This window comes from Endomicrobiales bacterium, from assembly GCA_023228045.1.
Lineage (GTDB): Bacteria > Elusimicrobiota > Endomicrobiia > Endomicrobiales > JALOBY01 > JALOBY01.
Window position 1 is genome coordinate 22,793 of the sequence record JALOBY010000006.1, and the last position, 24,012, is coordinate 46,804.

The 24,012-nt window shown below is 39.0% G+C and carries 27 protein-coding genes and 1 pseudogene; 6 read left to right on the plus strand and 22 right to left on the minus strand.

Going from position 1 to position 24,012, the window contains the following annotated elements:
- Positions 1–48: 48 nt before the first annotated feature.
- From thiC to aroB, 10 genes are read right to left on the minus strand one after another with little or no spacing between them, the layout of a single operon-like run.
- A complete protein-coding gene (gene thiC, locus M0Q46_02265; GenBank protein ID MCK9582437.1) occupies positions 49–1,311 on the minus strand; it encodes a phosphomethylpyrimidine synthase ThiC in 1,263 nt (420 codons plus the stop codon).
- Complete coding sequence (locus M0Q46_02270) at positions 1,235–1,696, minus strand: hypothetical protein (protein MCK9582438.1); 462 nt, start codon at positions 1,694–1,696, stop codon at positions 1,235–1,237. Before M0Q46_02270 ends, thiC begins: the two co-directional genes overlap by 77 nt.
- On the minus strand, positions 1,686–2,159 hold the full coding sequence (locus M0Q46_02275; GenBank protein MCK9582439.1) for an adenylyltransferase/cytidyltransferase family protein: 474 nt from the start codon (positions 2,157–2,159) through the stop codon (positions 1,686–1,688). Before M0Q46_02275 ends, M0Q46_02270 begins: the two co-directional genes overlap by 11 nt.
- Positions 2,149–2,736 carry a D-sedoheptulose 7-phosphate isomerase gene (locus M0Q46_02280; GenBank protein ID MCK9582440.1) on the minus strand — a complete coding sequence of 196 codons (588 nt, stop codon included), beginning with the start codon at positions 2,734–2,736 and terminating at the stop codon, positions 2,149–2,151. Before M0Q46_02280 ends, M0Q46_02275 begins: the two co-directional genes overlap by 11 nt.
- Position 2,737: 1 nt before the next feature.
- Positions 2,738–4,090 carry an acetyl-CoA carboxylase biotin carboxylase subunit gene (gene accC, locus M0Q46_02285; protein ID MCK9582441.1) on the minus strand — a complete coding sequence of 451 codons (1,353 nt, stop codon included), beginning with the start codon at positions 4,088–4,090 and terminating at the stop codon, positions 2,738–2,740.
- Between the two features lie 27 nt (positions 4,091–4,117).
- Positions 4,118–4,540 (minus strand): hypothetical protein, encoded by a 423-nt coding sequence (locus M0Q46_02290; GenBank protein ID MCK9582442.1) that lies wholly within the window; start codon positions 4,538–4,540, stop codon positions 4,118–4,120.
- 9 nt (positions 4,541–4,549) lie between these two features.
- On the minus strand, positions 4,550–5,119 hold the full coding sequence (efp, locus tag M0Q46_02295; GenBank protein ID MCK9582443.1) for an elongation factor P: 570 nt from the start codon (positions 5,117–5,119) through the stop codon (positions 4,550–4,552).
- Entirely contained in the window at positions 5,116–6,138 is a 1,023-nt protein-coding gene (locus M0Q46_02300) for an aminopeptidase P family protein (protein ID MCK9582444.1), read from the minus strand. Before M0Q46_02300 ends, efp begins: the two co-directional genes overlap by 4 nt.
- Positions 6,138–6,578, minus strand: coding sequence for a type II 3-dehydroquinate dehydratase (gene aroQ / locus M0Q46_02305; protein MCK9582445.1), 441 nt, complete (start codon positions 6,576–6,578; stop codon positions 6,138–6,140). The genes M0Q46_02300 and aroQ overlap by 1 nt, the downstream gene beginning before the upstream one ends.
- Positions 6,575–7,672: a 3-dehydroquinate synthase gene (gene aroB / locus M0Q46_02310; GenBank protein MCK9582446.1), complete on the minus strand. Its 1,098-nt coding sequence runs from the start codon at positions 7,670–7,672 to the stop codon at positions 6,575–6,577. Before aroB ends, aroQ begins: the two co-directional genes overlap by 4 nt.
- Before the next feature lie 75 nt (positions 7,673–7,747).
- On the opposite strand from aroB, the gene M0Q46_02315 reads away from it, so the two are divergent.
- Positions 7,748–8,215, plus strand: a complete 468-nt coding sequence (locus tag M0Q46_02315; protein MCK9582447.1) for a DUF116 domain-containing protein — start codon at positions 7,748–7,750, stop codon at positions 8,213–8,215.
- 14 nt (positions 8,216–8,229) lie between these two features.
- Here the strand turns inward: M0Q46_02315 and M0Q46_02320 are convergent, their stop codons facing one another.
- The gene (locus M0Q46_02320; GenBank protein MCK9582448.1) at positions 8,230–8,757 is read right to left on the minus strand and encodes a shikimate kinase; all 528 of its coding nucleotides are present in this window, start codon (positions 8,755–8,757) and stop codon (positions 8,230–8,232) included.
- A complete protein-coding gene (aroC, locus tag M0Q46_02325; GenBank protein ID MCK9582449.1) occupies positions 8,757–9,917 on the minus strand; it encodes a chorismate synthase in 1,161 nt (386 codons plus the stop codon). The genes M0Q46_02320 and aroC overlap by 1 nt, the downstream gene beginning before the upstream one ends.
- 386 nt (positions 9,918–10,303) lie before the next feature.
- On the opposite strand from aroC, the gene M0Q46_02330 reads away from it, so the two are divergent.
- From M0Q46_02330 to rsmG, 5 genes are read left to right on the plus strand one after another with little or no spacing between them, the layout of a single operon-like run.
- Positions 10,304–10,831, plus strand: coding sequence for a nucleoside-diphosphate kinase (locus M0Q46_02330; protein MCK9582450.1), 528 nt, complete (start codon positions 10,304–10,306; stop codon positions 10,829–10,831).
- 27 nt (positions 10,832–10,858) lie between these two features.
- Complete coding sequence (locus M0Q46_02335) at positions 10,859–12,625, plus strand: phosphoenolpyruvate carboxykinase (GTP) (GenBank protein MCK9582451.1); 1,767 nt, start codon at positions 10,859–10,861, stop codon at positions 12,623–12,625.
- 39 nt (positions 12,626–12,664) lie between these two features.
- Complete coding sequence (locus tag M0Q46_02340) at positions 12,665–13,084, plus strand: EamA family transporter (protein ID MCK9582452.1); 420 nt, start codon at positions 12,665–12,667, stop codon at positions 13,082–13,084.
- 4 nt (positions 13,085–13,088) lie between these two features.
- Positions 13,089–14,858, plus strand: a complete 1,770-nt coding sequence (mnmG, locus tag M0Q46_02345; protein ID MCK9582453.1) for a tRNA uridine-5-carboxymethylaminomethyl(34) synthesis enzyme MnmG — start codon at positions 13,089–13,091, stop codon at positions 14,856–14,858.
- Positions 14,859–15,611 (plus strand): 16S rRNA (guanine(527)-N(7))-methyltransferase RsmG, encoded by a 753-nt coding sequence (gene rsmG / locus M0Q46_02350; GenBank protein MCK9582454.1) that lies wholly within the window; start codon positions 14,859–14,861, stop codon positions 15,609–15,611.
- Between the two features lie 124 nt (positions 15,612–15,735).
- On the opposite strand, the gene M0Q46_02355 is transcribed toward rsmG, so the two are convergent.
- From M0Q46_02355 to M0Q46_02400, 10 genes and pseudogenes are all read right to left on the minus strand, one after another.
- Positions 15,736–18,075 carry a DUF3131 domain-containing protein gene (locus tag M0Q46_02355; protein MCK9582455.1) on the minus strand — a complete coding sequence of 780 codons (2,340 nt, stop codon included), beginning with the start codon at positions 18,073–18,075 and terminating at the stop codon, positions 15,736–15,738.
- A gap of 61 nt (positions 18,076–18,136) precedes the next feature.
- Positions 18,137–18,712: a rubrerythrin family protein gene (locus M0Q46_02360; protein ID MCK9582456.1), complete on the minus strand. Its 576-nt coding sequence runs from the start codon at positions 18,710–18,712 to the stop codon at positions 18,137–18,139.
- Between the two features lie 73 nt (positions 18,713–18,785).
- Positions 18,786–19,160 (minus strand): desulfoferrodoxin, encoded by a 375-nt coding sequence (locus M0Q46_02365; GenBank protein MCK9582457.1) that lies wholly within the window; start codon positions 19,158–19,160, stop codon positions 18,786–18,788.
- Between the two features lie 35 nt (positions 19,161–19,195).
- Complete coding sequence (locus tag M0Q46_02370) at positions 19,196–19,717, minus strand: TlpA family protein disulfide reductase (GenBank protein MCK9582458.1); 522 nt, start codon at positions 19,715–19,717, stop codon at positions 19,196–19,198.
- Positions 19,718–19,762: 45 nt separating this feature from the next.
- Entirely contained in the window at positions 19,763–20,962 is a 1,200-nt protein-coding gene (locus tag M0Q46_02375) for a flavodoxin domain-containing protein (GenBank protein MCK9582459.1), read from the minus strand.
- A 25-nt stretch (positions 20,963–20,987) separates the two neighbouring features.
- Positions 20,988–21,218, minus strand: a complete 231-nt coding sequence (locus M0Q46_02380) for a sulfurtransferase TusA family protein (protein ID MCK9582460.1) — start codon at positions 21,216–21,218, stop codon at positions 20,988–20,990.
- Positions 21,215–21,694 carry a DsrE/DsrF/DrsH-like family protein gene (locus tag M0Q46_02385; GenBank protein MCK9582461.1) on the minus strand — a complete coding sequence of 160 codons (480 nt, stop codon included), beginning with the start codon at positions 21,692–21,694 and terminating at the stop codon, positions 21,215–21,217. Before M0Q46_02385 ends, M0Q46_02380 begins: the two co-directional genes overlap by 4 nt.
- A 212-nt stretch (positions 21,695–21,906) precedes the next feature.
- Positions 21,907–22,284, minus strand: a pseudogene (gene nifU / locus M0Q46_02390) (Fe-S cluster assembly scaffold protein NifU).
- 66 nt (positions 22,285–22,350) lie between these two features.
- Complete coding sequence (locus M0Q46_02395; GenBank protein MCK9582462.1) at positions 22,351–23,592, minus strand: cysteine desulfurase; 1,242 nt, start codon at positions 23,590–23,592, stop codon at positions 22,351–22,353.
- A 3-nt stretch (positions 23,593–23,595) separates the two neighbouring features.
- Positions 23,596–24,003, minus strand: coding sequence for a transcriptional repressor (locus tag M0Q46_02400; GenBank protein MCK9582463.1), 408 nt, complete (start codon positions 24,001–24,003; stop codon positions 23,596–23,598).
- Positions 24,004–24,012 lie beyond the last annotated feature (9 nt).

Below are 24,012 nucleotides of genomic sequence, written 5' to 3' on the forward strand. Positions count from 1 at the left end.
AATTTTTGGATGTCTTTATAGCTAATCCTTCTTTAAGCAACAGTGCGTTTATTTCATAGAGCAAAACTCACCACACATTGTGCAAGTGCTCTTTTTGCCCTGAGGAACTTTTTGCAATTCTTTATCAAATTTACCAGGATCTAACGCAAACTTTTTTTGCCCTGTCCAATCTAATGCCTTTCTTCTTTTAGAAAGTTCAAGGTCAACTTCTTTAGCACCAACAAGACCCCTTGCAATATCTGCCGCATGACCGGCAATTCTTGAAGCCATAACGCCGTCCCAAACATCTTTTACATTTGGCAGGCGCAGATGCTCGGCGGGAGTAACATAGCATAAAAAATCGGCACCATTTTGCGCCGCTATTGCCCCGCCGATGGCACCGGTTATATGGTCATAGCCGGCGCCTATATCTGTTACAAGAGGGCCCAAAAGATAGTAAGGAGCCCCATGAATTACTTTTTTTGCGCTGCGCACATGTTCTGCAATTAAGTGCATTGCCATATGCCCGGGCCCTTCCACCATTGTTTGCACGCCAGCCTTTCTAGCCCTTAAGACAAGTTCACCTAAAATTTTCAATTCACTTGTTTGAAAAATATCATTTGCATCGGCTGTGGCCCCTGGTCGCATTCCATCGCCTAAACTAAGCGTTAGGTCGTACTTCTTTGCAATTTCAATGAGCCGATCAAAGTTTTCGTATAAAGGATTTTCTTTTTTGTTTTTTAATATCCAACGGGCAAGCATAGCGCCGCCACGACTGACTATACCCGCAACTCTTTTTTTCTTTTCAAGTTCTTCAACTATACGCCTTGTAACTCCGCAATGCACGGTTATAAAATCTATTCCATCTTGCGCGTGCCGTTCAATAGCATCAAATATCATCTCTGCGTTAATATTTATTGCTGAACCATATTTCCTAGATGCAACACAGGCTGCCTCATATATTGGAACACTGCCAACAGGTATAGGAGAATTTTCTATAACCATCGCGCGCACAGCACCCAAATTTCCACCGGTTGAAAGATCCATTACCGCATCGGCACCGGCTTTTACCGCTGCCTCAAGTTTTCTCTTTTCTGCGCTTATTGAGGCAAAGCGGGTAGATGTGCCAATGTTTGCATTTACCTTTATCTTTAAACCAAACCCTATGCCTTTTGGAGTTCTTAACTTCTTTTTTATATTGTTTTGTGGAACAACAACGGTTCCATTTGCAATACTGGCAAGAAGAGTTTTTACATCAATTTTTTCTTCTTTTGCTACCCGCAACACCGCTTGTGTTGTTTTTTTCTCTTTTGCCAAACTCATTAAGTTCATTTATAAATCTCTTTTCAAGAGTGTATGCGACAAATCTTAGGCTTTTAAATTTTTTCGCGGCACCGGGAAGCAATACTTTTGAGTACTCTTCAAGCACTCTTAGCGCCTCTTGCACTCTGCGAAAATTTGCGGCCGTCAAAGAAAAAATATCTTTTCTTGCGTTCTCTTTTATTTTTCTTCCCATATCTGTTTGTGCATCTCTGCCACAAACAAGCATTGGGTAAATACTTTCGGTAATAGAAGCTGCTTTGTGCCTTGCATTGCGCAACGATAAACAAAGCTTTTTACTACAAAAAACAAATCTTGCCGTATCTTCTAAAACCCGCAAACCCTCTCGGGCGCGGTTTAAATTTGCATCAAAAAGCCTTACAAGATCACTTTGCATAGGCATGCAGAATTTTGGAAATAATAGAACTTGTTGAGATGCCTTTTACCATACTAATTCGTACAACTTTTTTTACACACTGCCGGCCTACAATTTCGCTAAGCTTGTAATTGGCGCCTTTAACAAGTACATCCGGCCTTAAAAGCTCAAGGATTTCAAGCGGCGTATCTTCGGAAAAAAATGTTACAAAATCCACTGCCTCTAAACCCGCTAAAACCTTTGCCCTGTTTTGCTGGCCAACAACTGGCCTATTTTTACCTTTAAGCCTTCTCACGGAAGCATCTGTATTTATAGCAACTACAAGTATATCTCCAAAAGTTTTTGCCTTTTGGAAAGTGCGAATATGGCCTGCGTGTATTAAGTCAAAACAACCATTTGTAAAAACAATTTTTTTACCAGATTTCTTAAATGCTGAAATCTTTTTCGCAAGAGCCTTTGCCAAAATTATTTTTTTAGATTTCACCGTTAACTATCTTCTCCTCTAAAAGAGAGCAAAGAATATGTATGGCAAGTATGTGACACTCTTGCACTCTTGCCGTAACATTTGATGGCGCGCAAAAGCAAAGCTCCGCCTCTTTAAGCAGCATCCCGCCCGCACCACCAGAAAAACCTATAGCTATAGCACCGCGCGTTTTTGCCATTTGCAAACCCTTGAGCACATTTGCCGAATTGCCACTGGTAGAAATGCCAATAACAACATCGCCTGCGCAGACAAGACCCTCCACCTGACGGCTAAAAACATCGTTATAGCCAAAATCGTTGCCTATGGCGGTTAACATAGAAGTGTTTGTTGTAAGCGCAAGCGCTGGAAGCGCTTTACGGTTTTTTTCAAACCTGGCAACTATTTCTGTTGTAAAGTGTTGTGCGTCAGATGCCGAACCGCCATTACCAAAAACAACTAGTTTTTTGCCATTTTTGTAACAAAGTGCGATTTTTTGAGAGATATCCTCAAGTGCGGAAAGATTTTCGGGTAAAAGCATTTTCTGCTTTGAACCAATACTTTCTTCTATAAGTTTTATTATTTTTTCTTTTGTATCCATTTTATTTCGTTAGAAAATCATTTTTTTGTAAAAAACAGGTTGTCACATTGCCTTTGGCGAAGTTCTCATTTGCAAGTATTTTCTTGTGCAATGAAGCTGTAGTTTCTACACCTTCTATTATCATTTCCCTAAGAGCCCTTTGCAGTTTTATTATTGCCTCATCTCTATCAACACCAAGCGATATTACTTTTGCTATCATGCTGTCGTAATAAGGTGGTATTGTGTATCCTGAATATATGTGGCTTTCAACCCTGATTCCAGGGCCACCGGGCACCACAAACTGCGTTACCTTACCTGGGCATGGCATAAAATCTTTTTCAGGGTTTTCGGCATTTATCCTTAGCTCTATGGCGTGGCCGCGCAACAAAATATCTTCCGAATCAAAAGAAAGCTTTTCACCTGCGGCAAGCTTTATTTGCTCTTTTACGAGGTCTATACCTGTAACCATTTCTGTAACAGGGTGTTCTACTTGTATGCGGGTGTTCATTTCCATAAAGTAAAAATTGCTGTGTTTATCTACCAAAAACTCTATTGTGCCAACCGTTACATAATTTACAGTGGCCGCCGCTAAACGGGCAGCTCTGCCCATTCTACGCCTTAAGGTTTCAGTCATAAATGGCGATGGGCTTTCTTCAACAAGTTTTTGGTGTCTGCGCTGTATTGAACAATCTCTCTCTGGAAGATAAACAATTTTACCTTTGCAATCGCCCAATATTTGGAACTCTATGTGGTGAGGCTCTTCAATGTATTTTTCCATATAAACTGTTTCATCGTTAAAAGACGCTTTTGCTTCTGCCATTGCCATTGCTATTGCGCCTTTAAGTTCTTCTTCCTTATTTACAATACGCATACCTTTGCCGCCGCCGCCAGAAGATGCTTTAACAATAACAGGGTATCCAATTTTTTTTGCTAACTTTAAAAGATTTGGTGTTTCAGCCGTTATTGGGCCATCTGAACCAGGCACAACAGGTACACCTGATTTTTTCATAAGCTCTTTTGCGGCTATTTTGTCGCCCATTTTTTCAATAGCTGTTTTGCTGGGCCCTATAAATTTTATACCGCAAGATTCGCAGATTTCGGCAAAATCGGTGTTTTCAGAAAGGAAACCGTAACCCGGATGAATAGCATCGGCGCCGGATATTTCTGCCGCTGCAATAATGCTTGAAACATTCAGGTAGCTTTCTTTTGCAGAGTACGGCCCTATACAAATTGCCTGATCGGCCATTCTGGTGTGCAAACAATCGCGGTCAACATCGGAATGCACTGCAACGGTTTTTATACCCATTTCACGGGCTGCTCTGATTATCCGGCAAGCTATTTCGCCTCTGTTTGCTATAAGTATTTTTTTGAACATCTAAAAATCTCCCTTGATACTGCTTTTTTATTTCGGGTCAACAACTACCAACTCTTGCCCATATTCAACCGGCTCACCATTTTTAACAAGTATTTTTGTTATTTTGCCTTTTACATCTGAGAGTACATCTTTGTATATTTTCATAGCCTGAATAAGACCAATTTTTTGGCCGGGAACTATATGATTTCCCTCAATTACAAACGGAGGATGGTTTCTTGACTCGGCCTGGTAAAATGTGCCAACCATGGGCGACTTTATAATCAAGTTCTTTTCTTCTTCAACCTCAGCGGTGCCTGCCTCTTGCGCATCAATACAACTCATAAGAGGGGCTGCACTCTTTTTAAGGCAGATTTTTTTGCCGGCCGCCTCGTATGAAAACTCTTCAACATCGGTGTCTTTTAGCGAGGCAAGTACTGCAACAAGCTCTTCATTAAGCTCTTCGTTAATCATAGAAACCTCTTATTTATCAGCGTTTACGCGCTCTACATACTCACCGGTTCTTGTATCTATTTTTATCAGGTCGCCCTCTTTAACAAATAACGGAACAGAAACTTCAATACCCGATTGGAGTGTTGCCGGCTTTACCATGTTTGAAACAGAATCACCTTTTATACCGGGCACGGTGCTTGAAACTTTCATTACCACCGAAGTCGGCAACTCAATATCTACAAACTCACCTGCCAAGTAAATAGTATCTACTTCAAGGTTTTCTGTAAGGAATTTTGCACTTGCGCCAAGGCGTTCTTTTGGAAAACTAACTTGTTCAAAATTTTCCATATCCATAAAATGGTACTCGTTGCCGTCTGAGTAAAGGAACTGTTTTTTCTTTCTTTTAACTTCCACACCTTCAAACTTTTCACCCGATTTAAATGTACGCTCGGTTATTGAACCTTTGCGCAAGTGCTTCATTTTTGTACGCATAACAGCTCCGCCCTTGCCAGGTTTGTGATTTTGAAACCAGATAATTTGATAAGGTTCGCCATCAACAAGCAATGTAAGCCCGTTTTTAAACTCAGAAGTTGAAATCATTTCGTTAATACCTCGTTGCCTTGCTCTGTGAGCAGATATGTATCCTCTATTCTTACACCAAATAATCCAGGCAAGTAAATACCGGGCTCAATGGTTACAAACATATTTTTTTTCAAAGTACTTGTGTCGCTAGCGCTTAGGCGCGGTGCCTCATGCACTTCAATACCAAGACCGTGGCCAGTTGTGTGAATAAATTTATCGCCAAAACCGGCATGTTCAATTACAACTCTTGCGGAAGCATCAATTACACTGGTTTTTACGCCAGTTTTTAATTTTTTTACAGCAGCCCCTTTTGCGGCCTTTACAGCTGCAATTACATTACGCTGCAATTGTGTGATTTTACCGAATACAAAAGTTCTTGTCAAGTCGGAAGAATAACCACCTAAAAGTGCGCCTACATCAACCATAACCAAATCATTTGGCAAAACCTTTCTTGTTGTACATATATGGTGCGGATTTGCCGAGTTTGGCCCGCAGGCAACTATAGTTTCAAAAGCCGGTGCAGCATTGTTTTTTAACAAAAACTGCTCAATTTTCAATTCTAATTCAATTTCAGATATGCCTTTTTTAATCGACTTTTGCGCGAAATTCATTGCCTTTGAGGCAAGTTTGCAAGATTTTCTAATTGCCTCAATTTCCGAACTATCTTTTAGTTTTCTTAACTCTGAGAGGGTTTGCGAAATATCTGCAATCTTACAAAATTGTCCAATTTTTGAGCCAAGCGCATAGTTTAAGGTAGTAAAGTTTACAAAAAGAGTTTTGTTGCCCGTTTCCTTGCACAAGGTTCTAAGCATTTCAAGATAGTTTTGCGTTGTTATAATTTCTGCATTTGGCAAAAGCTCTTTTAGCTGACTAGCAAGCAAGTTACCGCTTATTAAGCAACTTTTTTCTTTTGATACAAACAGCCAAAAGCCATCTAAGCTAAGCCCTGTTAAATAAAACTGATTTACCTTATCTGTTATAAGGCAGGCGTTGCCGTTGACGGCCTTAATTAAGTTACCTATGCGGTTATGAAACATTATTTTATTTTTGTGAGCGAATCAAGCGCTCTTAAGGCAAGAAGGTAGCTGTCTTGCGCAAAACCAGATATTTGCCCTTTGCAAACAGCGGCTGTTAGTGATTTGTGGCGAAACTCTTCACGCGAGTAGATGTTTGATATATGAACCTCAACAAACGGTACTTTTGAAGCGGCAATTGCGTCTCTTATGGCGACCGATGTGTGCGTGTATGCGGCCGGGTTTATTATTGCACCAATAAACTCATCACTTAAAGAACCTATTCTATCTACAAGTTCACCTTCGTGGTTTGACTGAAAAAACTCAACAACTATATTTAATTCAGATGCAAGAACTTTTATTTTTTCGTTTATAGCTTCAAGTGTTATGGTACCGTAAATGTTATTTTCCCTCTGGCCTAAAAGGCCGAGGTTTGGGCCATTAATTACAAGAATTTTTCTCACTTTAGCACCTCTTTAATTTTGTTTTTATTTACTTCAACACCGGTTAATACATTACCAATTTTTTGCGGGAGTACAAATTTTATTGCTCCCAAAACACTTTTTTTGTCTCGTCCCATAACCGTAATGTAATCGTCGGCTTCTACTTTTTTGGATATTTCAACGGGCAAACCAAAACCCAAAATAAGCGAACGAACCGCCTTAAAATCGTTATTCTTAAATGTACCAAGCAACATTGAAAGATGGCACGCCAAAATTATACCAAACGCAACCGCCTCGCCATGCAAAAGACCTTTATAACCGCAAACCGTTTCTATCGTGTGGGCAAAGGTATGCCCAAGGTTTAACTTTTGCCTAAGACCAGTTTTCTCATATTCATCTGCAGAAACTATGCGTGCCTTTATTGAAGCGCACTCAAAAATAATTTTTTCAAGTACACGGTCCTTAAAAACACACTCGAGGTCAACATTTTTTTGAAGAAAATCAAATAAATTGCCATTTTCTAAAAGTGAATACTTTATTACCTCAGCCATACCATTTCTTAGCTGCCTTAAAGGAAGCGTTGTGAGTACTTTTGTATCTATAAGCACTGCTTTGGGTTGATGAAAAGCACCAACAAGATTTTTGCCTTCTTTTAAATCAACACCTGTTTTGCCGCCAATGGATGAGTCCACCATGGCAAGAAGCGTTGTTGGTATTTGAACAATTTCTATGCCGCGCATATAAGTTGCGGCAAAAAAACCGGTTATATCGCCAACCACGCCGCCACCAAGTGCTACCACTAAACTTGTTCTATCAAGGCCATTTTCAACCGCAGAAGCATAAAGCTTTTTGACTGTTTTAAGTGTTTTATAGCTTTCACCATCTAAAATTATCGCTGAAGAAACCAAAAAACCGCTTTTCTTTAACGAGTTCTCAACACTTGCAAGATATAACCCCGCTACAAGCTTATTGGTTACAATCAACACCCTGCGCGCTTGAACCCGGATTTTGAGTATTTTTTTAAGCAGCTCTCCCGACTGCGCCAAATCTGCGCCGATAATTATCGGGTAAGAACGGTCTTTTAAGTTTACTTTTATTATTTTCATATTGTTCATATTGGTTAGATTATATCTAAAATACGTATCAAAATCAATTTGATTTTCCTTTGATTTTTTGTTATAAAACCGCATATGAAACTATGCAAAAGAATTTTTGACAAAGACACTCATTTCAAAAATGCTGTAATTAAAAGAAATAAGAAAAATAAAAAAAACTTTATTCTCGTAAAGTACTCCGATAGGATTATTTTAGTTCCGCACTGCCTAAGAAACTATCAAGTATGCATAGCAAAAGACAACGGCTCGCACTACACCTGCCTTGAATGCGGAAAATGCAAAATAAAAGATATTTCAGTTGAAGCAAAAAAGCTCGGCTACAAAGGTGTTTACATTTTAAAAGGCGGGAAAGCAACTGGTAAATTAATTGAGGAACTTAAGCCAAAAGCAGTGTTAGGCATAGCGTGCTTTTTTGAAGGGATGCAAGGAATAGAGTTGATGGAAAAGTTTAAACTTGCCGTGCAGTTTGTAGAACTCGCCAAAGATGGTTGCGTTAACACCGATGTAAACCTAGAAAAACTTTTAGAAAAAATCCGAGACTAACTCGTTTAAAACCATTACTTAATTTTGAAATTGTATTTTTCAAAGAGCATATCTGTTATGTGTTTTACAATTTCATTTGGAGAAAGATAGTCGGTATCTATTGAAAATGAACAACGAGTGTAGTATTGCTCCCTTAAATTAAGAAGTTCTTTTATTTTAGAAAGTGGATCGGCAACTTTTAACAACGGGCGATTAGTGTCATTCTTAATTCGCTCAAAAATTGTTTCTGGCTTTGCCCTTAGGTAAACAACAACACCTGTGCTTTCAAGCGCGTCCATATTTTCTGCCCTTAGCACCACCCCGCCGCCGCAAGATATAACAAGCTTCTCCATTGTCGATGCGCGTTTTATCATTTGCGCTTCAAGTCCCCTAAAATACGGCTCGCCTTTTTGAGCAAATATCTCAGTAATACTTAAAGCATTTTCTAATTCAATATTCTTATCCACATCAAAGTATGTAAAACCAATTTTTTCGGCAAGTAATTTGCCTATAACCGATTTCCCACTTCCCATAAAACCAGTAAGTACTATATTTTTTTTCATTAATAGTTTTTTATTCTTTTTTTATAAGAAATAAATGCTGTTTTCATATCTACTAATGTATCGCCGCCAAATTTTTCTATAAATGCGCTGGCAAGTTCAATTGCTACTACCGCCTCTCCAACTACACCGGCGGCTGGCACAGCGCAAACATCGCCCCGTACTAGCGAAGCAAGTGATGTTTTTTTGGTTTTTATATCAACCGATGACAACGGTTTTGCAAGCGATGGAATTGGCTTCATAACGCAGGAAATAAAAATATCTTCCCCGTTAGTCATACCGCCTTCAAAGCCACCCGCGTTGTTTGTTTTTCTATAAAAACTTTTCTCTTTTGAGTAATAAATTTCATCGTGCATAATAGAGCCGGGCAATGAACCATAAGAAAAACCAGCACCAAACTCAACACCCTTTATTGCCTGCACAGCCATAAGGGCAGCGGCAACTTTTGCGTCTAACTTTTTGTCCCACTGTGTGTGACTGCCAAGCCCAAGCGGAACATTCTGCGCAACAAGCGAAAATATGCCGCCAAGAGTGTCGCCTTTTATTTTTGCTTCATCTATTGCTGATATCATTGCTTTTTCAGCGGTTTTATCTGGAGTTCTTACAACCGATAATTCCGTGAATTTTTTTATTTCTGAAAGAGACAACTTTGATATATCCGACTTTATGCCACCAATTTCTTTTACAAAAGAAAACAACGAAACATCAAAAACTGCTAAGAGTTTTTTGCAAAGCGCACCTGCGGCAACTTTTGATGCGGTCTCCCTGGCAGATGAGCGCTCAAGAATGTCACGGATGTCTTGCCTATCGTATTTAAGTACACCTACCAAATCGGCATGGCCGGGCCTGGGGCGGGTTTGCACTTTACTTTTATCAATTATTAAAGCTTCAGCCGCCATAATCTCTTGCCAATTTTGCCAGTCCAAATTTTTAATTACAAGGCATATTGGCGCACCCGTGGTTTGACCAAGACGCACACCACCAGCGAACTCTACTGTGTCTTTTTCAATTCGCATTCTTGCGCCACGACCATAACCCAATTGCCTGCGGGCAAGCTCTGCATTTATATCATTTGCCGAAATTTCTAACCCAGCCGGAAAACCATCAATTATAACTGTTAGCGCTTTGCCGTGTGTTTCACCTGCTGTAAGATACCGAAACATTTTGCCTCCACATTTTAATAACAAAATTATATTGATTTTCGCGAACTCATTTTAAAAAACTGAACCAAAATACACTACAAAAATTTTTGAACTTTAAGTTTTTTAAGTGCAGGGTAATTATACAATTTATATATCATTATTGGCAAACCTATATGCAAAACCCTCAAACATAAAACTGATTGACTTTTCTGATAGGTTTTATTATAATTCATCTCAATTTCAACCCGTATTTTGCAATAGGTTTGTGCGGTTTTGGACCCGAATGGAAGAACCGAGATGAAAGAGACGGAGGCATTTTTGACGAATTCCCACCCAAGGCGGGCTACCGCAGGGCATGCCAAGTCAAGCTGCAAAATCCAGGTTCAATACTAAACGAGGGCTAAAAAATGAATGCAACTTCAAAAACAAAACAGCAGGTTTTAGTGCTTATCAAACCCGATGGCATTAAAAAGTCACTTACCGGCAACATTCTTACAAAACTTTCCGAGGCAAAACTTGTAATTGTAGGCGCAAAAGTTGTGCGCGTAAGCCGCGAGCTGGCGTCAGCTCATTACCAACACCTTAAAGATAAACCCTTCTTTGGAGAGCTAATTAACTTTATTATGGGCGATTTACATGGGTATCCGTACAACAGAGTAATTGCTTTCGTTTACGAAGGTGATGATGCAATTTCAAAACTTAGAAAACTTGCCGGCGCAACAAACCCCGAAGAGGCCGAGGCAGTAACAATTCGCGGCGCTTATGGAAGAATAACAACAAAAGGCATTTTTGAAAATGTTATACATTGCTCTTCAGATCCAGCAGAGGCCGAGCGCGAAATTAAACTTTGGTTTAAACCAGAAGAGTTAGTTGAAGTTATGTATGCTACAAAAGAAGCGGTTGTAGAAAAAGTCAAAGAAACTGTTTGGTCGTAAAAAATTAATAAATACAAGAGAAATAAAATGACAAACTTTGTAGAAAAATGGGTACAAGCTCAAGCTGAACTTACGAAACCAGATAAAATTTACTGGATGGATGGAACCGAGGAAGAAGCAAGGCGATTAGTTTACATTGGCCTTACACAAGAAAAATTTGCCGGCAAACCAACTTTTTACAAATTAAACGATAAAATATTTCCTAACTCATATTTACACAACTCGCACCCAAGCGATGTGGCAAGAACCGAACACCTTACCTTCGTTTGCCACCCTACAAAAGAAGAAGCAGGCCCCAACAATAACTGGATGGCGCCCGATGAGGCAAAAACAAAATTAAATAAATTATTTGACGGCTGTATGCGCAGCAGAACTATGTATGTTATCCCTTATACTATGGGGCACCCAAGTTCGCCTTATTCTAAATCGTGCATTCAGGTTACCGACTCGGTTTATGTTGCTGTAAGCATGCGTATAATGACACGCGTTGGCAAAGAAGCATTGGACAGAATTGGCGATAGCGACAACTTTGTAAAAGGTCTGCACTCCGTTGGCGACCTTGATCCGCAAAGACGTTTTATTATGCATTTCCCGCAAGAAGGGCTTGTTATGAGCATCGGCTCAGGATATGGAGGAAACGCTTTACTTGGCAAAAAATGTTTCTCACTTAGAATTGCATCTTGCCTTGGGCAAAAAGAGGGCTGGCTTGCAGAGCATATGATTGTAATAGGCATTGAGGACCCATCTGGTGAAACCACTTATTTTCTTGGTGCATTCCCATCGGCCTGCGGTAAAACAAACCTAGCACTTATAAACGCGCCTGCCGGCTACAAAGTAAAAACTTTGGGCGACGATATTGCATGGCTAAATGTTGGCGAAGACGGTAAACTCTATGCCATTAACCCGGAAACCGGCTTCTTTGGAGTAGTACCGGGAACATCTAACAAAACAAACCCAAAGATGATTGAAACAATAAAAAACGATAAATTCTTCCCAACACTTTTTACAAATACCGCTCTTGATTTAGATACAAACTCCCCATGGTGGGAAGGTTTATCTAACGAAGTACCAAAAAATATGCTCAACTGGCAGGGTGAAAAATACGACCATGCCTCCGGCAAACCTGCCGCTCACCCAAACTCGCGCTTTACCGTTTCTATAAAAAACTGCCCTTCAATATCTGAAGAATTTGATAATCCAAAAGGTGTGCCAATTTCAGGTATTATATTTGGCGGCAGAAGAAAAGACACCATCCCGCTTGTCTGCGAAACATTTAACTGGGAACACGGCGTTTTTGCCGCTTCCACGCTCGGCTCCGAAACAACAGCAGCTGCCTCGCACTCAACTGGTAATGTTCGCCGTGACCCTATGGCAATGCTTCCATTTTGCGGCTATAATATGTCTAGTTATTTTACACATTGGCTAAACTTTGGAAAAAAACTTAAAAATCCGCCAAAAATATTTATGGCGAATTGGTTTAAAAAAGATGAAAATGGCAAGTTTATTTGGCCTGGTTTTGGTGAAAACTTCCGTGTAATAAAATGGATGATAAATAGAGTTAAAGGTAAAGCAGATGGCGTAGAAACGCCTCTTGGCTTTATGCCAAAAATGTCGGAGTTTGACCTATCGGGCCTAAACCTTTCAAAAGAAGTTGTAAAAAAACTCTTTGAAGTAAACCCTAAAGAATGGGAAAAAGAACTTGAAGAAATAGAAAAGTTTTACGGCCAATACGGCTCTGAAATCCCAGTGGCTTTACTAAACAAACTAAAAGAACTTAAAGAAAAAATAAAATAACTAGCAAAAGTATTTTATTGGTTGTTTTAATTTAGTTTTATGGATACAGTAAAAATAATGGTTATCCTCACAGTAATTCTGTGGGGAGTAGCTCCAATCTTTGACAAAGCCGCACTGCGCGGCGCAACCCCTTTAGACGGCACAATTGTACGCGGAATTGTTGTTGGTTTAATTATGCTTTTTGCGGCTCTAATAGCCGGAAAATTTAAGGCAATAGCCGCAATGCCTACAAAAAGTTTAATTTACTTTGCCCTGTCTGGACTGATTGCCGGCTCTTTAGGTGTGTTCACTTATTTTAAGGCCTTAGAGCTTGCACCGTCATCAAAAATTATCCCTCTTGCCGCTACATACCCTCTAGTTACAGCACTTCTTAGCGTTTTATTCCTTGGAGAAGCACTAACCTTTAGCCGCATTATTGGCATTGCGCTAATCTGTACCGGTATTTTTCTGGTAAAATAAAATTATGCGCGAAAAAATAAATTATTCAGTTATTGTTGTTGGCGGCGGGCATGCCGGCGCCGAAGCCGCACTTGCTTGCGCAAGAATGGGCCTTAAAACTTTGCTTATAACAATGCGGCTTGATAAAATTGCCGCAATGTCTTGCAACCCGGCAATTGGCGGAATTGCAAAAGGCCAAATTGTACGCGAGTTAGATGCCATGGGCGGCGAGATGGCAAAAGTAACCGACGAGGCAGGCCTGCAATTTAGAATGCTCAACCTTTCAAAAGGCCCGGCAGTGTGGTCGCCAAGAGCTCAATGCGACAAAAAACTATACCACCAATTAATGCGCTCTGTTTTGGAAACTCAGGAAAACCTTGATTTGCTTGAAGCGGAAGTTAGTGAAGTTATTGAAAGCAAGCGTAAAGTTATTGGAGTTAAAACTATCGATGGCTCAACTTATAATTCAGATGCAGTAATAATTACAACTGGAACTTTCCTTAAAGGTGTTTTACACACCGGCTTAAAAAGTTCCTCTGGCGGTAGAATAAATGAAAAATCTTCGGAGTTTTTATCGGACTCACTTAAAAAACTTGGCTTTGAAGTTGGTAGGCTTAAAACAGGCACACCGGCAAGGTTAGATTCTGCAAGCGTTGATTTTTCAAAAATGTCCGCACAACATGGGGATGAACCGCCAATTCCTTTTTCCCACTTTACCAATAAACTAATTTGGCAAAAAAATAAAAAACAACTCCCGTGTTATCTAACATATACAAATGAAACAACACATCAACATATCAAAAATAATTTAGATCGTTCACCACTTTATAGCGGCAAAATTAAAAGCATCGGGCCCCGTTACTGCCCCTCAATAGAAGATAAAGTTATACGCTTTTCCGAGCGCGACCGCCATCAGGTATTTTTAGAGCCCGAAGGTTATAACTCAAACTGGCTTTATGCAAACGGAATATCTACAAGCTTGCCAGAAGATGTTCAAGATAATATTGTTCATTCAATTGAGGGATTAGAAAATGCAAAAATCCTTCGCTATGGTTATGCCATAGAGTACGATTACTGTCCGCCAACACAGCTAACCCAGACACTTGAAACAAAAAACATTGAAGGGCTATACTTTGCCGGCCAGATAAACGGCACAACTGGTTACGAAGAAGCAGCTGCACAGGGTTTTATGGCTGGGGTAAATGCTTCACTTAAAATTCAAAACAAAGAACCTCTCACATTAAGCAGACAAGAAGCATATATAGGCGTTATGATTGATGATCTTGTTACAAAAGGCGTAGATGAACCATACCGAATGTTTACCTCGCGTGCTGAACATCGGCTTTATTTAAGAAACGACAATGCCGATTTGCGCCTAATGGAATATGGCCATAAAATAGAGCTTATAAATTCAGAAATCTATGAAAAATTCCTGCTCTATAAAGCTTCGGTTGAAGGTTTGCTTAAAGCAAAAAAGAACATAAAACCAGAACTCCCGTGCAATGAAGAGCTTTACCCATGGGATAAAGAAGCTGTTACATTTCAGGCAGAAGTTACAAAAAAATATGGCGGCTATATTGCACGGCAAAACCAGTTTGCCGCAAAACTTGGCAAAGAAACCAATAAAAAGATACCAGATAATTTCGACTACGACAAAGTAATATCTTTGCTTGCAGAAGCTCGTCAGAAATTTAAAAAAATAATGCCAAAAACAATTGGCCAGGCGCTTAGAATTCCGGGTATATCACCGTCAGACATAGCGGTAATACTAATTCACCTAAAAGGTAAAAAATAAATGGATATTCAACAACAGTTATTAGAAAAGTTTAAAAACTTTATAGAGAACTATATTGACGAGCTTAAAGTTGAACAACAAGACCAGCTAATGCGTTTTTTACAATTACTAACAGAAACTAACTTAATACACAATTTAGTTTCTTTTAAAACATTTGAAGAACTTGTTTTTAGGCACGCTGCCGACTCACTCTGTGCCCTGCCTATAATAAATAGAATTATTAAAGAAAAAAATATAGCTGCGCCTTCAATTGTAGATGTTGGCTCGGGTGGAGGATTTCCCGCAATACCACTTAAAATATTTTTACCTCAAAGCAGATTTTTGCTTGTTGAATCAGTTGGTAAAAAATGTGTATTTTTAAAAGAGGCATCTGCGGCACTTGGCTTTGAAAATTTCAGGGTAGAAAATATAAGAGCAGAAGAAATTGGAAGGGCAAGTGATTGCAGAGAGAAGTTTGACTTTGCTACATCTCGCGCACTAAGCGGATTTAATTCAAACTTAGAATTTATATCCCCATTTGTAAAACCAGGTGGACTTTGCATTATTTATAAGTCAGACAAATACAAAGATGAACTAATAAACGCAGAAAATGCACTAAGAAAACTTAACCTAAAACTTTTAGAAATTTTCTCCTATGAAATTCCATTAGAAACCGAAACAAAAAAATTCAACCTACTTGTACTTGAAAAAACTGGCCACACACAAAACACTTACCCCCGCCGCACTGGCATACCAGAAAAAAACCCTCTTTAGGCAAGCATTTTATAGCTGTCATCCCCGTCAGCCCAAGGCTGACCCTCCTTGAGCGGGCAGGCCGAAGGTCCCGCCAAAGGCGGTGAGGCAGAATAGCGCCGCGACTTAAATCAAATTTATATATCTACTTTTGCTTGTTTTCCGATGAAGTGGCAAATAAATTCTCTACGCTTAATAATTCTTTGCCTTTTTCAAATATTGGGTCGGCTTCAAAGCGCTTTTTTATTGCGCCGTTGTTTAAGTAGTTATTTAGGGAAAGCAGTATCATTCCCTGGTCTAACGATAAATACTTATAGGCAACCTTTTTTGTCATTGGATCTAACGCATCATAAAAACCGTACTCGCCGTATGCATCCCAGCCATCAAGCATTTTGCGTATGTTTTTTATTGCTTCTTTTGGCGCAAACTCTAACGCTAAAAATGAGGCATGCGGCGTTATGGCGCCTGGTTTATAGCCAAGCGTGCCAAGTGGTTTTACACCAAACTCGCTATAGCCGCCTTTTGGGTCGGACGACGGGCTCATTCCCCAAACTGGGTACTTTAAATAATTTAGTGTGTAATCAATTGTGGCATCTACATAATTTTGGTCGTTTAAGCCAAGCCCTTTAGGCGCATATTTTTTTTCGTCTAAAAACAATGTTGGCATTAGTGCTTCAAATACTGAACCGCCCCATGATGGAATATATTTATACACTTTGCCTTGAGCATTTTTCCACTCATACCAGCCAGCATAATATTGTACACCTTTATAATTTTTAAGCTCACGGTGTTTTGGTTTTTGTGTTGCCCAGTCGTACTCTAAGGGGAATGTTCTTACCATTTTAAACCAGTGGTCTTTTTCAACATCGCCTTTTGCAATTGCTATAAAGCTTGTTAACCGCGGTTCTGTGTAAAATATGCCATAGTGATAATTTACATATTGCCCCATGTTTTCATAAAAGCCGTGCCACATTTGCTGTTCAACATTGTCATAAAAAAAGTTAAAGTTCCCGCGATTTATTAACTCCTCACAAGTTTGCCCAAGCTCAGTTGGAAAGGCATTTTTAACTATGTACATTCCAGCCACAAGCCAACCGCTATCTACCATTGAAATAAAATATTCAGTGCGAGTTCCCCATGTTGTATCGTAATAATTGTAAGGGAAACCATATTTTGATGTGTCCATTGTTTTTACTGTGTTAAGTGTCAACTTTAATCGCTCTATGGCATCTTCTTTTGTAATAAATCCAAAGTCGTAAGCTGAAACAACGCTGCACAAATAAACACCAATGTTTGTTACATTTGTGTAATCACCTATTGAACTGCCTTCGCCCATTGGCTCTTTTTCGTTTAGTGTTATTGTGTCTAAAACAAGACCGTGCTTTTTATCTACTATATTGTCAAAAAATTTCCAAGTATCTTTTGCTATTTCTTTTAGCATTGCGTTATCATCTGCTGGGAATTGTTTTTTTACAATTGTTTGTTTAGGGAAACCGCCTATGCGGGTTGATAAAAACTTCATAAACTCTGTTCCGCTTACAAAGCGAAACTTTCCGCCATCGGCACTGTGTAATTTAAACTCATAAACTCCATTTGATATATAAAGTATTGCTTCTGGATTTTTTGTTAAGTACTCAAGCAGTTTTGCTGGCTCATTTGTGCCTGCCGATTTTTTATTGTAACCGCCTTTTTTATCAGCTGTCCAAAATTCTTTTTTAGTGTATGATGGGTCTTCAAGTAAAATATATTCTTTGTCTTTATTAACTGATGGCGGACGGCAAAATACATCCTCTGTTTTTTCGCCTGTTCTAAGAAATTTAATGTTATCTATATATATTGCACCTTTCTTTTTTGTTACACCGCGGGAATTAAAAGTTATTACAAGTTCATCTAAATCTGAAAGTGCAGAGCGCGGATTGTCCCATATTTTTTGGTTTGTTTTATCGTATAGTCCATTAAAGTAAGAAAGCGGTACTTTGTAAGTTTGCCAATTCTCAGTTATGCCTTTTACCTGATACATTCCGGTAAGTTTTGCCCTGCGCTCAGTTTGATCTTTGTATTTTTTTAACTCTAAAACAAATTCTTGTGTAAAGCCCTCTTTTGCATCTCCTTTTACATCAAAGCAAACAAAATCGTACTTACTGGCATCAAAGTTTATAAGCTTTGTCCAAAAGCCATTCATTGCGCTGGGCCGTTTTGAGTCAACGCTGTAAACAAGTTTCAGCGCTTTTTTTGAGCCGTTTAGGCCATCTATTTTTACAACCTGCTCTTTACAATAAGAATCGGGGTCGTTTTCTTCGTCAAAGTTTTCGTACTTCCATGAACCTCTATCGCCGTTTAGGTAATTTTGCTGACTATAACCCTCATAATCATCAACCATAACCGTTTCTTGTTTTGTTTCGGTTTTAGCTGGGGCCTTTGCGGCAAAACTTACACCATTTAAAAACAATACTACCGATAAAAATAAAGCGATTGTTTTACGCATTTTTTCTCCATTATACAGGTAGCACTATTTGCTTAACTAATACTGCATCCTGTTTTTATTTTTAATAATTTTCCGCCGATGGCTCAAAAAATGCTTTTGGATGCAGGCACGCCGGGCACTGTTCCGGTGGAACTGAGCCTTCGTGCATGTAACCACAATTTCTGCAACGCCATTTTATTGTTTTTTGTTTCTTAAACACTTCTTGTTTTTCAATGTTTGCGGCTAGTTTAAGGTATCTTTGCTCATGACCTCTTTCTGCAACAGATACACTGTTAAAAGCGGAGGCAATATCTTCAAAATCCTCTTCTTTGGCAATAGCAGCAAACTCCGGGTAAAGTTTTGAGTGTTCAAAGTTTTCACCAGCTGCGGCCTCTTTTAGGTTTTGAAGTGTTGTATCAATTATGCCCGCCGGGAAAGCGGCTGTTATTTCCACCATACCACCTTCAAGAAATTTAAAAAACCTTTTAGCGTGTTCTTTTTCGTTATCGGCTGTATCGGCAAATACCGCGGCTATTTGTTCATATCCTTCTTTTTTTGCTTTACCTGCAAAATAAGTGTAGCGGTTTCTTGCCTGCGATTCGCCGGCAAATGCTTTTAAAAGATTTTTTTCGGTTTTTGTGCCTTTTAAACTTTTCATTACTTCCCCCTACTAATTTATTTAAAATTATTTTTATTAACCGTATTTATTTTTAAATTCAGCGTACAAGCAATTAGCTCTTCCAAAGACCATGCAAGTTGCAATATGCTCTTGCAGATATTTTTGCTCCACTAACGCAAAATTCTGCCTCTGGTGCATCACCCGGTTTAAGGAACTTTTTACATACTTTGCCATCTACATTTACCTCTATCCATTCAATAAAGTGCTTCTCTTCCATTGGGTGAGCAATACTGCCGACCTTTACTTTTACACCATTTGAAGTTACCTCAATTACAGGAATGTGCTTTTCCTTTGAAGCTTCAACTGAATTCTCTGTTACAAGTTTCATTGGCTGGCCGCAACAAACAAGCTCTCCGCCGCCCAAATGTAACACTTCAACTATATTACCACACACCTCACACTTGTAAATACCTTTTGCCTGTGTCATTTTTAGCTCCTATTTTCGCCCCGAAATATCTGGGCTTATTTTTTATTAGATTTATTAATTTTCTTGTTTTGTTTTATTAATTCGTTTAATTGTTTTTGCGCGCTTTCTATGTCGGGGCCAAAAGAATACACCTGACCGTACTCATCTACCACAAAATTCGCAGGTATTCCGCGCACACTATAAGCATTTGTAACCTTGTTATCTGCGTCAAATAATAAGGGGTAGTTTAATCGTTGCTTTTCTTTGAATTTTTTTGCTTTATTAATGCTACTGTCTAAATTTATTGCTAATAATTGAAAGTTTTTATCTTTGTTGTTTTCCTGTATTTTTATTAACACCGGCACTTCTTCTACACAAAAGGGACACCAACTGGCACCAAAACTTAAAAGCACGGTTTTACCTTTCAGGTCTGAAAGTGTAAATGTTACACCCTCGGTATCTGAAAGTGTGAAATCAGGTGCGATGCCCTGCGGTGATACCTGGGCACTAAGATTTATAAAACTGCCTGCAATAAAAAACAGCATCAAGGAAACACACACAGTAAATAACTTTTTCATTGTTACACTCTCTCTTCTATTGACACACTACTTTCTATATTTTCGTTACAGCAGGTATTTTTTTGCAAGCTCAAAACCGGCATCAAAACACTTTTTAATTTCATCTGTAGATGGCGCGTATTTAATTTGCAAAAGTGGGTGCGCAATTTCAATGCCGCCCTCAATCATAATTTCTTCTATCTGTTTTACCGACTCGCCGCTCCAACCAAATGAACCAAAAGCCATACCAAGGCGATTTTTAATTTTCATACCTTTTATAAAATCTAAAAATCCAGCCATTGCCGGCAGTATATTATTATCGTGCGTAGAAGACCCAAAGAAAAATAACTTTGAAGCAAAAATGTCTTTTATAACTTCCGTTCTATCGGCTTTAGCGATATCGTAAAGTTTGGCATCGCCACCTGCGGCAATAATGCCTTCCAGAATTGCTCTTGCCATTTTTTCACTTGAACCCCACATTGTTTCATAAACAATTACAGCACTTTTTTTGTAAGGGAAGTTTTTTGACCATAACGCATATTTTTCAACTATTGTTTTTGGGTTTTTGCGCCAGATAATGCCATGAGCGGGTGCTATGGTGTCTATTTTAAGACCAAGTTTTATCAACTCATCAATTTTTCTTGCGATAAGCATACTAAAAGGAACAAGGATATTAGCATAATATTTTTCGGCCTCATCCATTAAAACACACTGGTCAACTTCATCGTCAAACCTGCCAGATGAGGCAAGGTGTTGGCCAAAGGCATCGTTTGGAATTAAAAGTCGGTCTTGTGGGATGTATGTAAACATTGAATCGGGCCAGTGGATCATTGCAGCGTCAATAAACTGTAGTGTTTTTGAGCCGATTTCCAATGTGTCTCCGCTTTTTACAACCTGAAAGTTCCAAACCGGGTTTGGATAATAATATTTGAAAAGCCCATCTTTGCACTTTGCTGTGCCAAATATTTTCGCGTTTTTTGCAAGCTTCATTATTTCAGGTATGGAACCAGAGTGATCGGGCTCTATGTGATTTACAATTATATAGTCAATTTTTGCTGGGTCTATAATTTCGCTAATTCGCTCTATCCATTGAGCAGAAAAACCGGACTGTACCCCATCAATAAGCGTAATTTTCTCATCAATTATAAGATATGAATTGTAGGTTGTGCCATGTTGGAGATTATATGTATTGCCATGAAAAGTTTTTAAGTTCCAGTCAACAGCACCTACCCAATAGACATTTGGTGCAACTTTTATCTTTTCCATTTTTCACTCCGCTACGGCTATGCGATTATTTCTTTTTTATGTAACCCTTAAATATATTGCCTTCTTTTTCCAATGCAAGAAACTCATTGCCGGTCATTTGGCACCACTTTGGTATATCTTTTTGAAAACCATAATCATCAGCCAGAACAAGCAAAACCTGTCCGCTTGAAAGTTTATCAAGTTCTTCTTTTGTTTTAACTATTGGCATCGGGCACATAAGCCCTGTGCAATCAAGCTCTTTATCAAATTTAATCATATAAATAAGTTTACCTTCGCTTCTTTTGCCTCCGCAAGATAACTTATGGCTCCGGCAAATTCGTCAACTTCATCGCTAAGGTCATCTTTATCAAGACCAAGAACGCCACAACTCATTGTGCAAGCAATATACTTTACCCCAAGAGAGCGCGCTGTTTTCATCATTTCGGAAAGGGTTGCAACTTTTTTTTGTTTCATAAGCAACTTCATTAAAATTGGCCCAATGCCTAAAAAGTTAAACTTAGATATTGGCAAATATCCCGTGTTTAAAACTCCAAACATTTTCTGCAAAAAGTTCTGTTTGCTATTTACCACAAACATATTTTTCTTAAGTACATTTAAACCCCAAAATGTGAAAAATATCGTCGCTTCCATACCGCTTGCGGCGGCAGTTGTGGCAAGTGTAAACGCAGCTATCGCCTTATCTAACTCGCCAGAAAAAAGAATAATTGTCATTTTTTCTTTTTGTTCGCTCATTTCTTCGCCTTGGTTTTTGATTCTACCTCTGTGCACCCATAAGAACAGCCACAAGATGAAACAGACTTTTGCTGTTTGCTTTCTTCCGACTTGCAACCACACGAACAATCATCGGCACATTCAGTTATTGGTGTACCACATGGTTTACAAATTTCAACTTCTCCACAACCACAGTTACAGTCTGCTTGGTTTTCTGTTTTGTTATTTTTAATTTTTACTCCTTTTTTAGTCAAGTAATCTTCAAGCGCTTTATGCAAAGCATCTGCCCCAAGGTTTGAACAGTGCATTTTGTTAGGAGGAAGGCCGCCAAGTTCAAGGGCAACATTGGCATTTGTTATTTTCATAGCGTCGGCAACACTCTTGCCTTTTCCCATTTCTGAAACCATAGATGAAACGGCAATTGCTGCGCCACAACCAAACGTTTTAAATTTAATATCTGTAACTATATCATCTTTTACCTTAACATAAAAAGTCATCATATCGCCGCATACTGGGTTGCCAACCTCACCAACACCATCGGCATCTTTTATCTCGCCAACATTTCTTGGATTTGAAAAGTGATCCATAACTTTTTCTGAATAAAAAGGCATACTCTCCTCCTATATTAATTCAAATTATTCTTAATAAAATTACTAATGTTCAAACTTTTGCAAACACTACTCTTCGTTGTGGTTGTGGTCATGCTCATGGCCATAATCTGTACCCGGGCCGGCAACTTGCCTTTCTCCGGTTTTTATAAAGTGGTCATACAATGGCGACATTTCTCTTAAGCGTTTTACAATTGCAGGAAATTCCAAAAGAAACCGGTCAACATCGGCCATAGTATTATATTTTGATAACGCTATTAGAAGTGAACCTTGACCAACCGCCGGATCTGCACCTATTGCAGTTAGAACATGAGACATTTTAAGTGCTTTTGAAGCACATGCTGAACCGCTTGAAACCATAAAACCCTTACTGTCTAAAAGCAACATCATTGCCTCGCCTTCAATAAACTCTATTGAAAAATTAACATTGTTTGGCATTCTATTACTTGTATGGCCGTTTAAATAAACATACTCAACTTTTTTTGGCAATTCTTCAATTAATTTATCTCTTAACTCTTTAATACTTGCGGAGTTTTTTATCATTTCGTTTTTAGCTAATTCGCAGGCGACACCAAAACCAACTATTGACGGAATATTTTCTAATCCCGCCCTGCGGCCTTCTTCCTGAACGCCACCGTCAATTTGAGGAGTTACGCGCGTCCCCTTTTTTACATACAACGCGGCTGCGCCTTTTGGCCCATGAAACTGAGAAGCGGAAAACGAAAGCAGGTCAACACCTAAATCATTCACATCTATTGGTATTAAGCCGGCAACACATACAGCATCTGTATGAAACAAAGAACCGTTTGCTTTTGTAAGCAACACAAGCTCTTTAATATTTTGGATTGTGCCTATTTCAGTGTTTGCGGTTTGTATTGAAACAAGTATAGTATCTTTTCGTAAAGCCACTTTAAGATCATTTGAATTAACTTCGCCAAGCTGGTTAACAGGTAATATCGTTACTTCAAAACCAATTTTTTCTAACCTGCGCGCGGCATATAAAACCGAAAAATGCTCAATTGCGCTAACAATTATATGTTTGCCCTTATGCGCATTGGCATCGGCAACACCCTTTATTGCAAAGTTATTTGCCTCTGAACCACAGGAAACAAAGTATATCTCGCCTACTTTTGCGCCAATAAAATCAGCTACGCTTTTACGAGCAATATCAAGCGCGTCTTTTGCCACAGCTCCAACTGAGTGCATATTCTGAGGGTTACCGTAGTTTTCCTTTAAAAAAGGCACCATTGCCTCAAGAACTCTTGGGTCAAGCTGTGTGGCTGAGTTGTTATCAAAATATGTTATTTGCATATATTACCTGCACTTTTTGCACAAACCTCTAAAATAACCGTGAATTTGTTTTATTAAATGACCCTCTATTTCTTTCTTTTGGCAATTTGGGCAGGTAACATTTATATCAATTATGGCGCCACAGTTTTCGCAAACAAAGTGGTGGTGCCAATTTGTAATACCATCAAACCTTACTTCCTGACCAATTGTAAGTTCACCAACCAAACCACTTCTGGCAAACATCTCAAGTGTATTATAAAGTGTTGTTTTTGAAAGTGTGGGAATTTGATTTTTTAACTTCTTGTAAATTAAATCTATCGATGGATGGCTTTTATTGCCAGCCATAAAACTCAAAATCTTAAGCCGCTGGTATGTCGGCTTAAGCTTACAATTTAACAACCGTGTTTTGAGTGTTTCCAATTTTGTAATCATTACAGTTTG

Bases quoted from the DNA above. Each gene is read 5' to 3' on its own strand.
- thiC (MCK9582437.1), bottom strand. From the start codon at position 1,311: ATGAACTTAATGAGTTTGGCAAAAGAGAAAAAAACAACACAAGCGGTG.
- M0Q46_02270 (MCK9582438.1), bottom strand. From the start codon at position 1,696: ATGCAAAGTGATCTTGTAAGGCTTTTTGATGCAAATTTAAACCGCGCC.
- M0Q46_02280 (MCK9582440.1), bottom strand. From the start codon at position 2,736: ATGGATACAAAAGAAAAAATAATAAAACTTATAGAAGAAAGTATTGGT.
- accC (MCK9582441.1), bottom strand. From the start codon at position 4,090: ATGTTCAAAAAAATACTTATAGCAAACAGAGGCGAAATAGCTTGCCGG.
- M0Q46_02290 (MCK9582442.1), bottom strand. From the start codon at position 4,540: ATGATTAACGAAGAGCTTAATGAAGAGCTTGTTGCAGTACTTGCCTCG.
- efp (MCK9582443.1), bottom strand. From the start codon at position 5,119: ATGATTTCAACTTCTGAGTTTAAAAACGGGCTTACATTGCTTGTTGAT.
- M0Q46_02300 (MCK9582444.1), bottom strand. From the start codon at position 6,138: ATGTTTCATAACCGCATAGGTAACTTAATTAAGGCCGTCAACGGCAAC.
- aroB (MCK9582446.1), bottom strand. From the start codon at position 7,672: ATGAACAATATGAAAATAATAAAAGTAAACTTAAAAGACCGTTCTTAC.
- M0Q46_02315 (MCK9582447.1), top strand. From the start codon at position 7,748: ATGAAACTATGCAAAAGAATTTTTGACAAAGACACTCATTTCAAAAAT.
- M0Q46_02320 (MCK9582448.1), bottom strand. From the start codon at position 8,757: ATGAAAAAAAATATAGTACTTACTGGTTTTATGGGAAGTGGGAAATCG.
- aroC (MCK9582449.1), bottom strand. From the start codon at position 9,917: ATGTTTCGGTATCTTACAGCAGGTGAAACACACGGCAAAGCGCTAACA.
- M0Q46_02330 (MCK9582450.1), top strand. From the start codon at position 10,304: ATGAATGCAACTTCAAAAACAAAACAGCAGGTTTTAGTGCTTATCAAA.
- M0Q46_02335 (MCK9582451.1), top strand. From the start codon at position 10,859: ATGACAAACTTTGTAGAAAAATGGGTACAAGCTCAAGCTGAACTTACG.
- M0Q46_02340 (MCK9582452.1), top strand. From the start codon at position 12,665: ATGGATACAGTAAAAATAATGGTTATCCTCACAGTAATTCTGTGGGGA.
- mnmG (MCK9582453.1), top strand. From the start codon at position 13,089: ATGCGCGAAAAAATAAATTATTCAGTTATTGTTGTTGGCGGCGGGCAT.
- rsmG (MCK9582454.1), top strand. From the start codon at position 14,859: ATGGATATTCAACAACAGTTATTAGAAAAGTTTAAAAACTTTATAGAG.
- M0Q46_02355 (MCK9582455.1), bottom strand. From the start codon at position 18,075: ATGCGTAAAACAATCGCTTTATTTTTATCGGTAGTATTGTTTTTAAAT.
- M0Q46_02360 (MCK9582456.1), bottom strand. From the start codon at position 18,712: ATGAAAAGTTTAAAAGGCACAAAAACCGAAAAAAATCTTTTAAAAGCA.
- M0Q46_02365 (MCK9582457.1), bottom strand. From the start codon at position 19,160: ATGACACAGGCAAAAGGTATTTACAAGTGTGAGGTGTGTGGTAATATA.
- M0Q46_02370 (MCK9582458.1), bottom strand. From the start codon at position 19,717: ATGAAAAAGTTATTTACTGTGTGTGTTTCCTTGATGCTGTTTTTTATT.
- M0Q46_02375 (MCK9582459.1), bottom strand. From the start codon at position 20,962: ATGGAAAAGATAAAAGTTGCACCAAATGTCTATTGGGTAGGTGCTGTT.
- M0Q46_02380 (MCK9582460.1), bottom strand. From the start codon at position 21,218: ATGATTAAATTTGATAAAGAGCTTGATTGCACAGGGCTTATGTGCCCG.
- M0Q46_02385 (MCK9582461.1), bottom strand. From the start codon at position 21,694: ATGAGCGAACAAAAAGAAAAAATGACAATTATTCTTTTTTCTGGCGAG.
- M0Q46_02395 (MCK9582462.1), bottom strand. From the start codon at position 23,592: ATGCAAATAACATATTTTGATAACAACTCAGCCACACAGCTTGACCCA.
- M0Q46_02400 (MCK9582463.1), bottom strand. From the start codon at position 24,003: ATGATTACAAAATTGGAAACACTCAAAACACGGTTGTTAAATTGTAAG.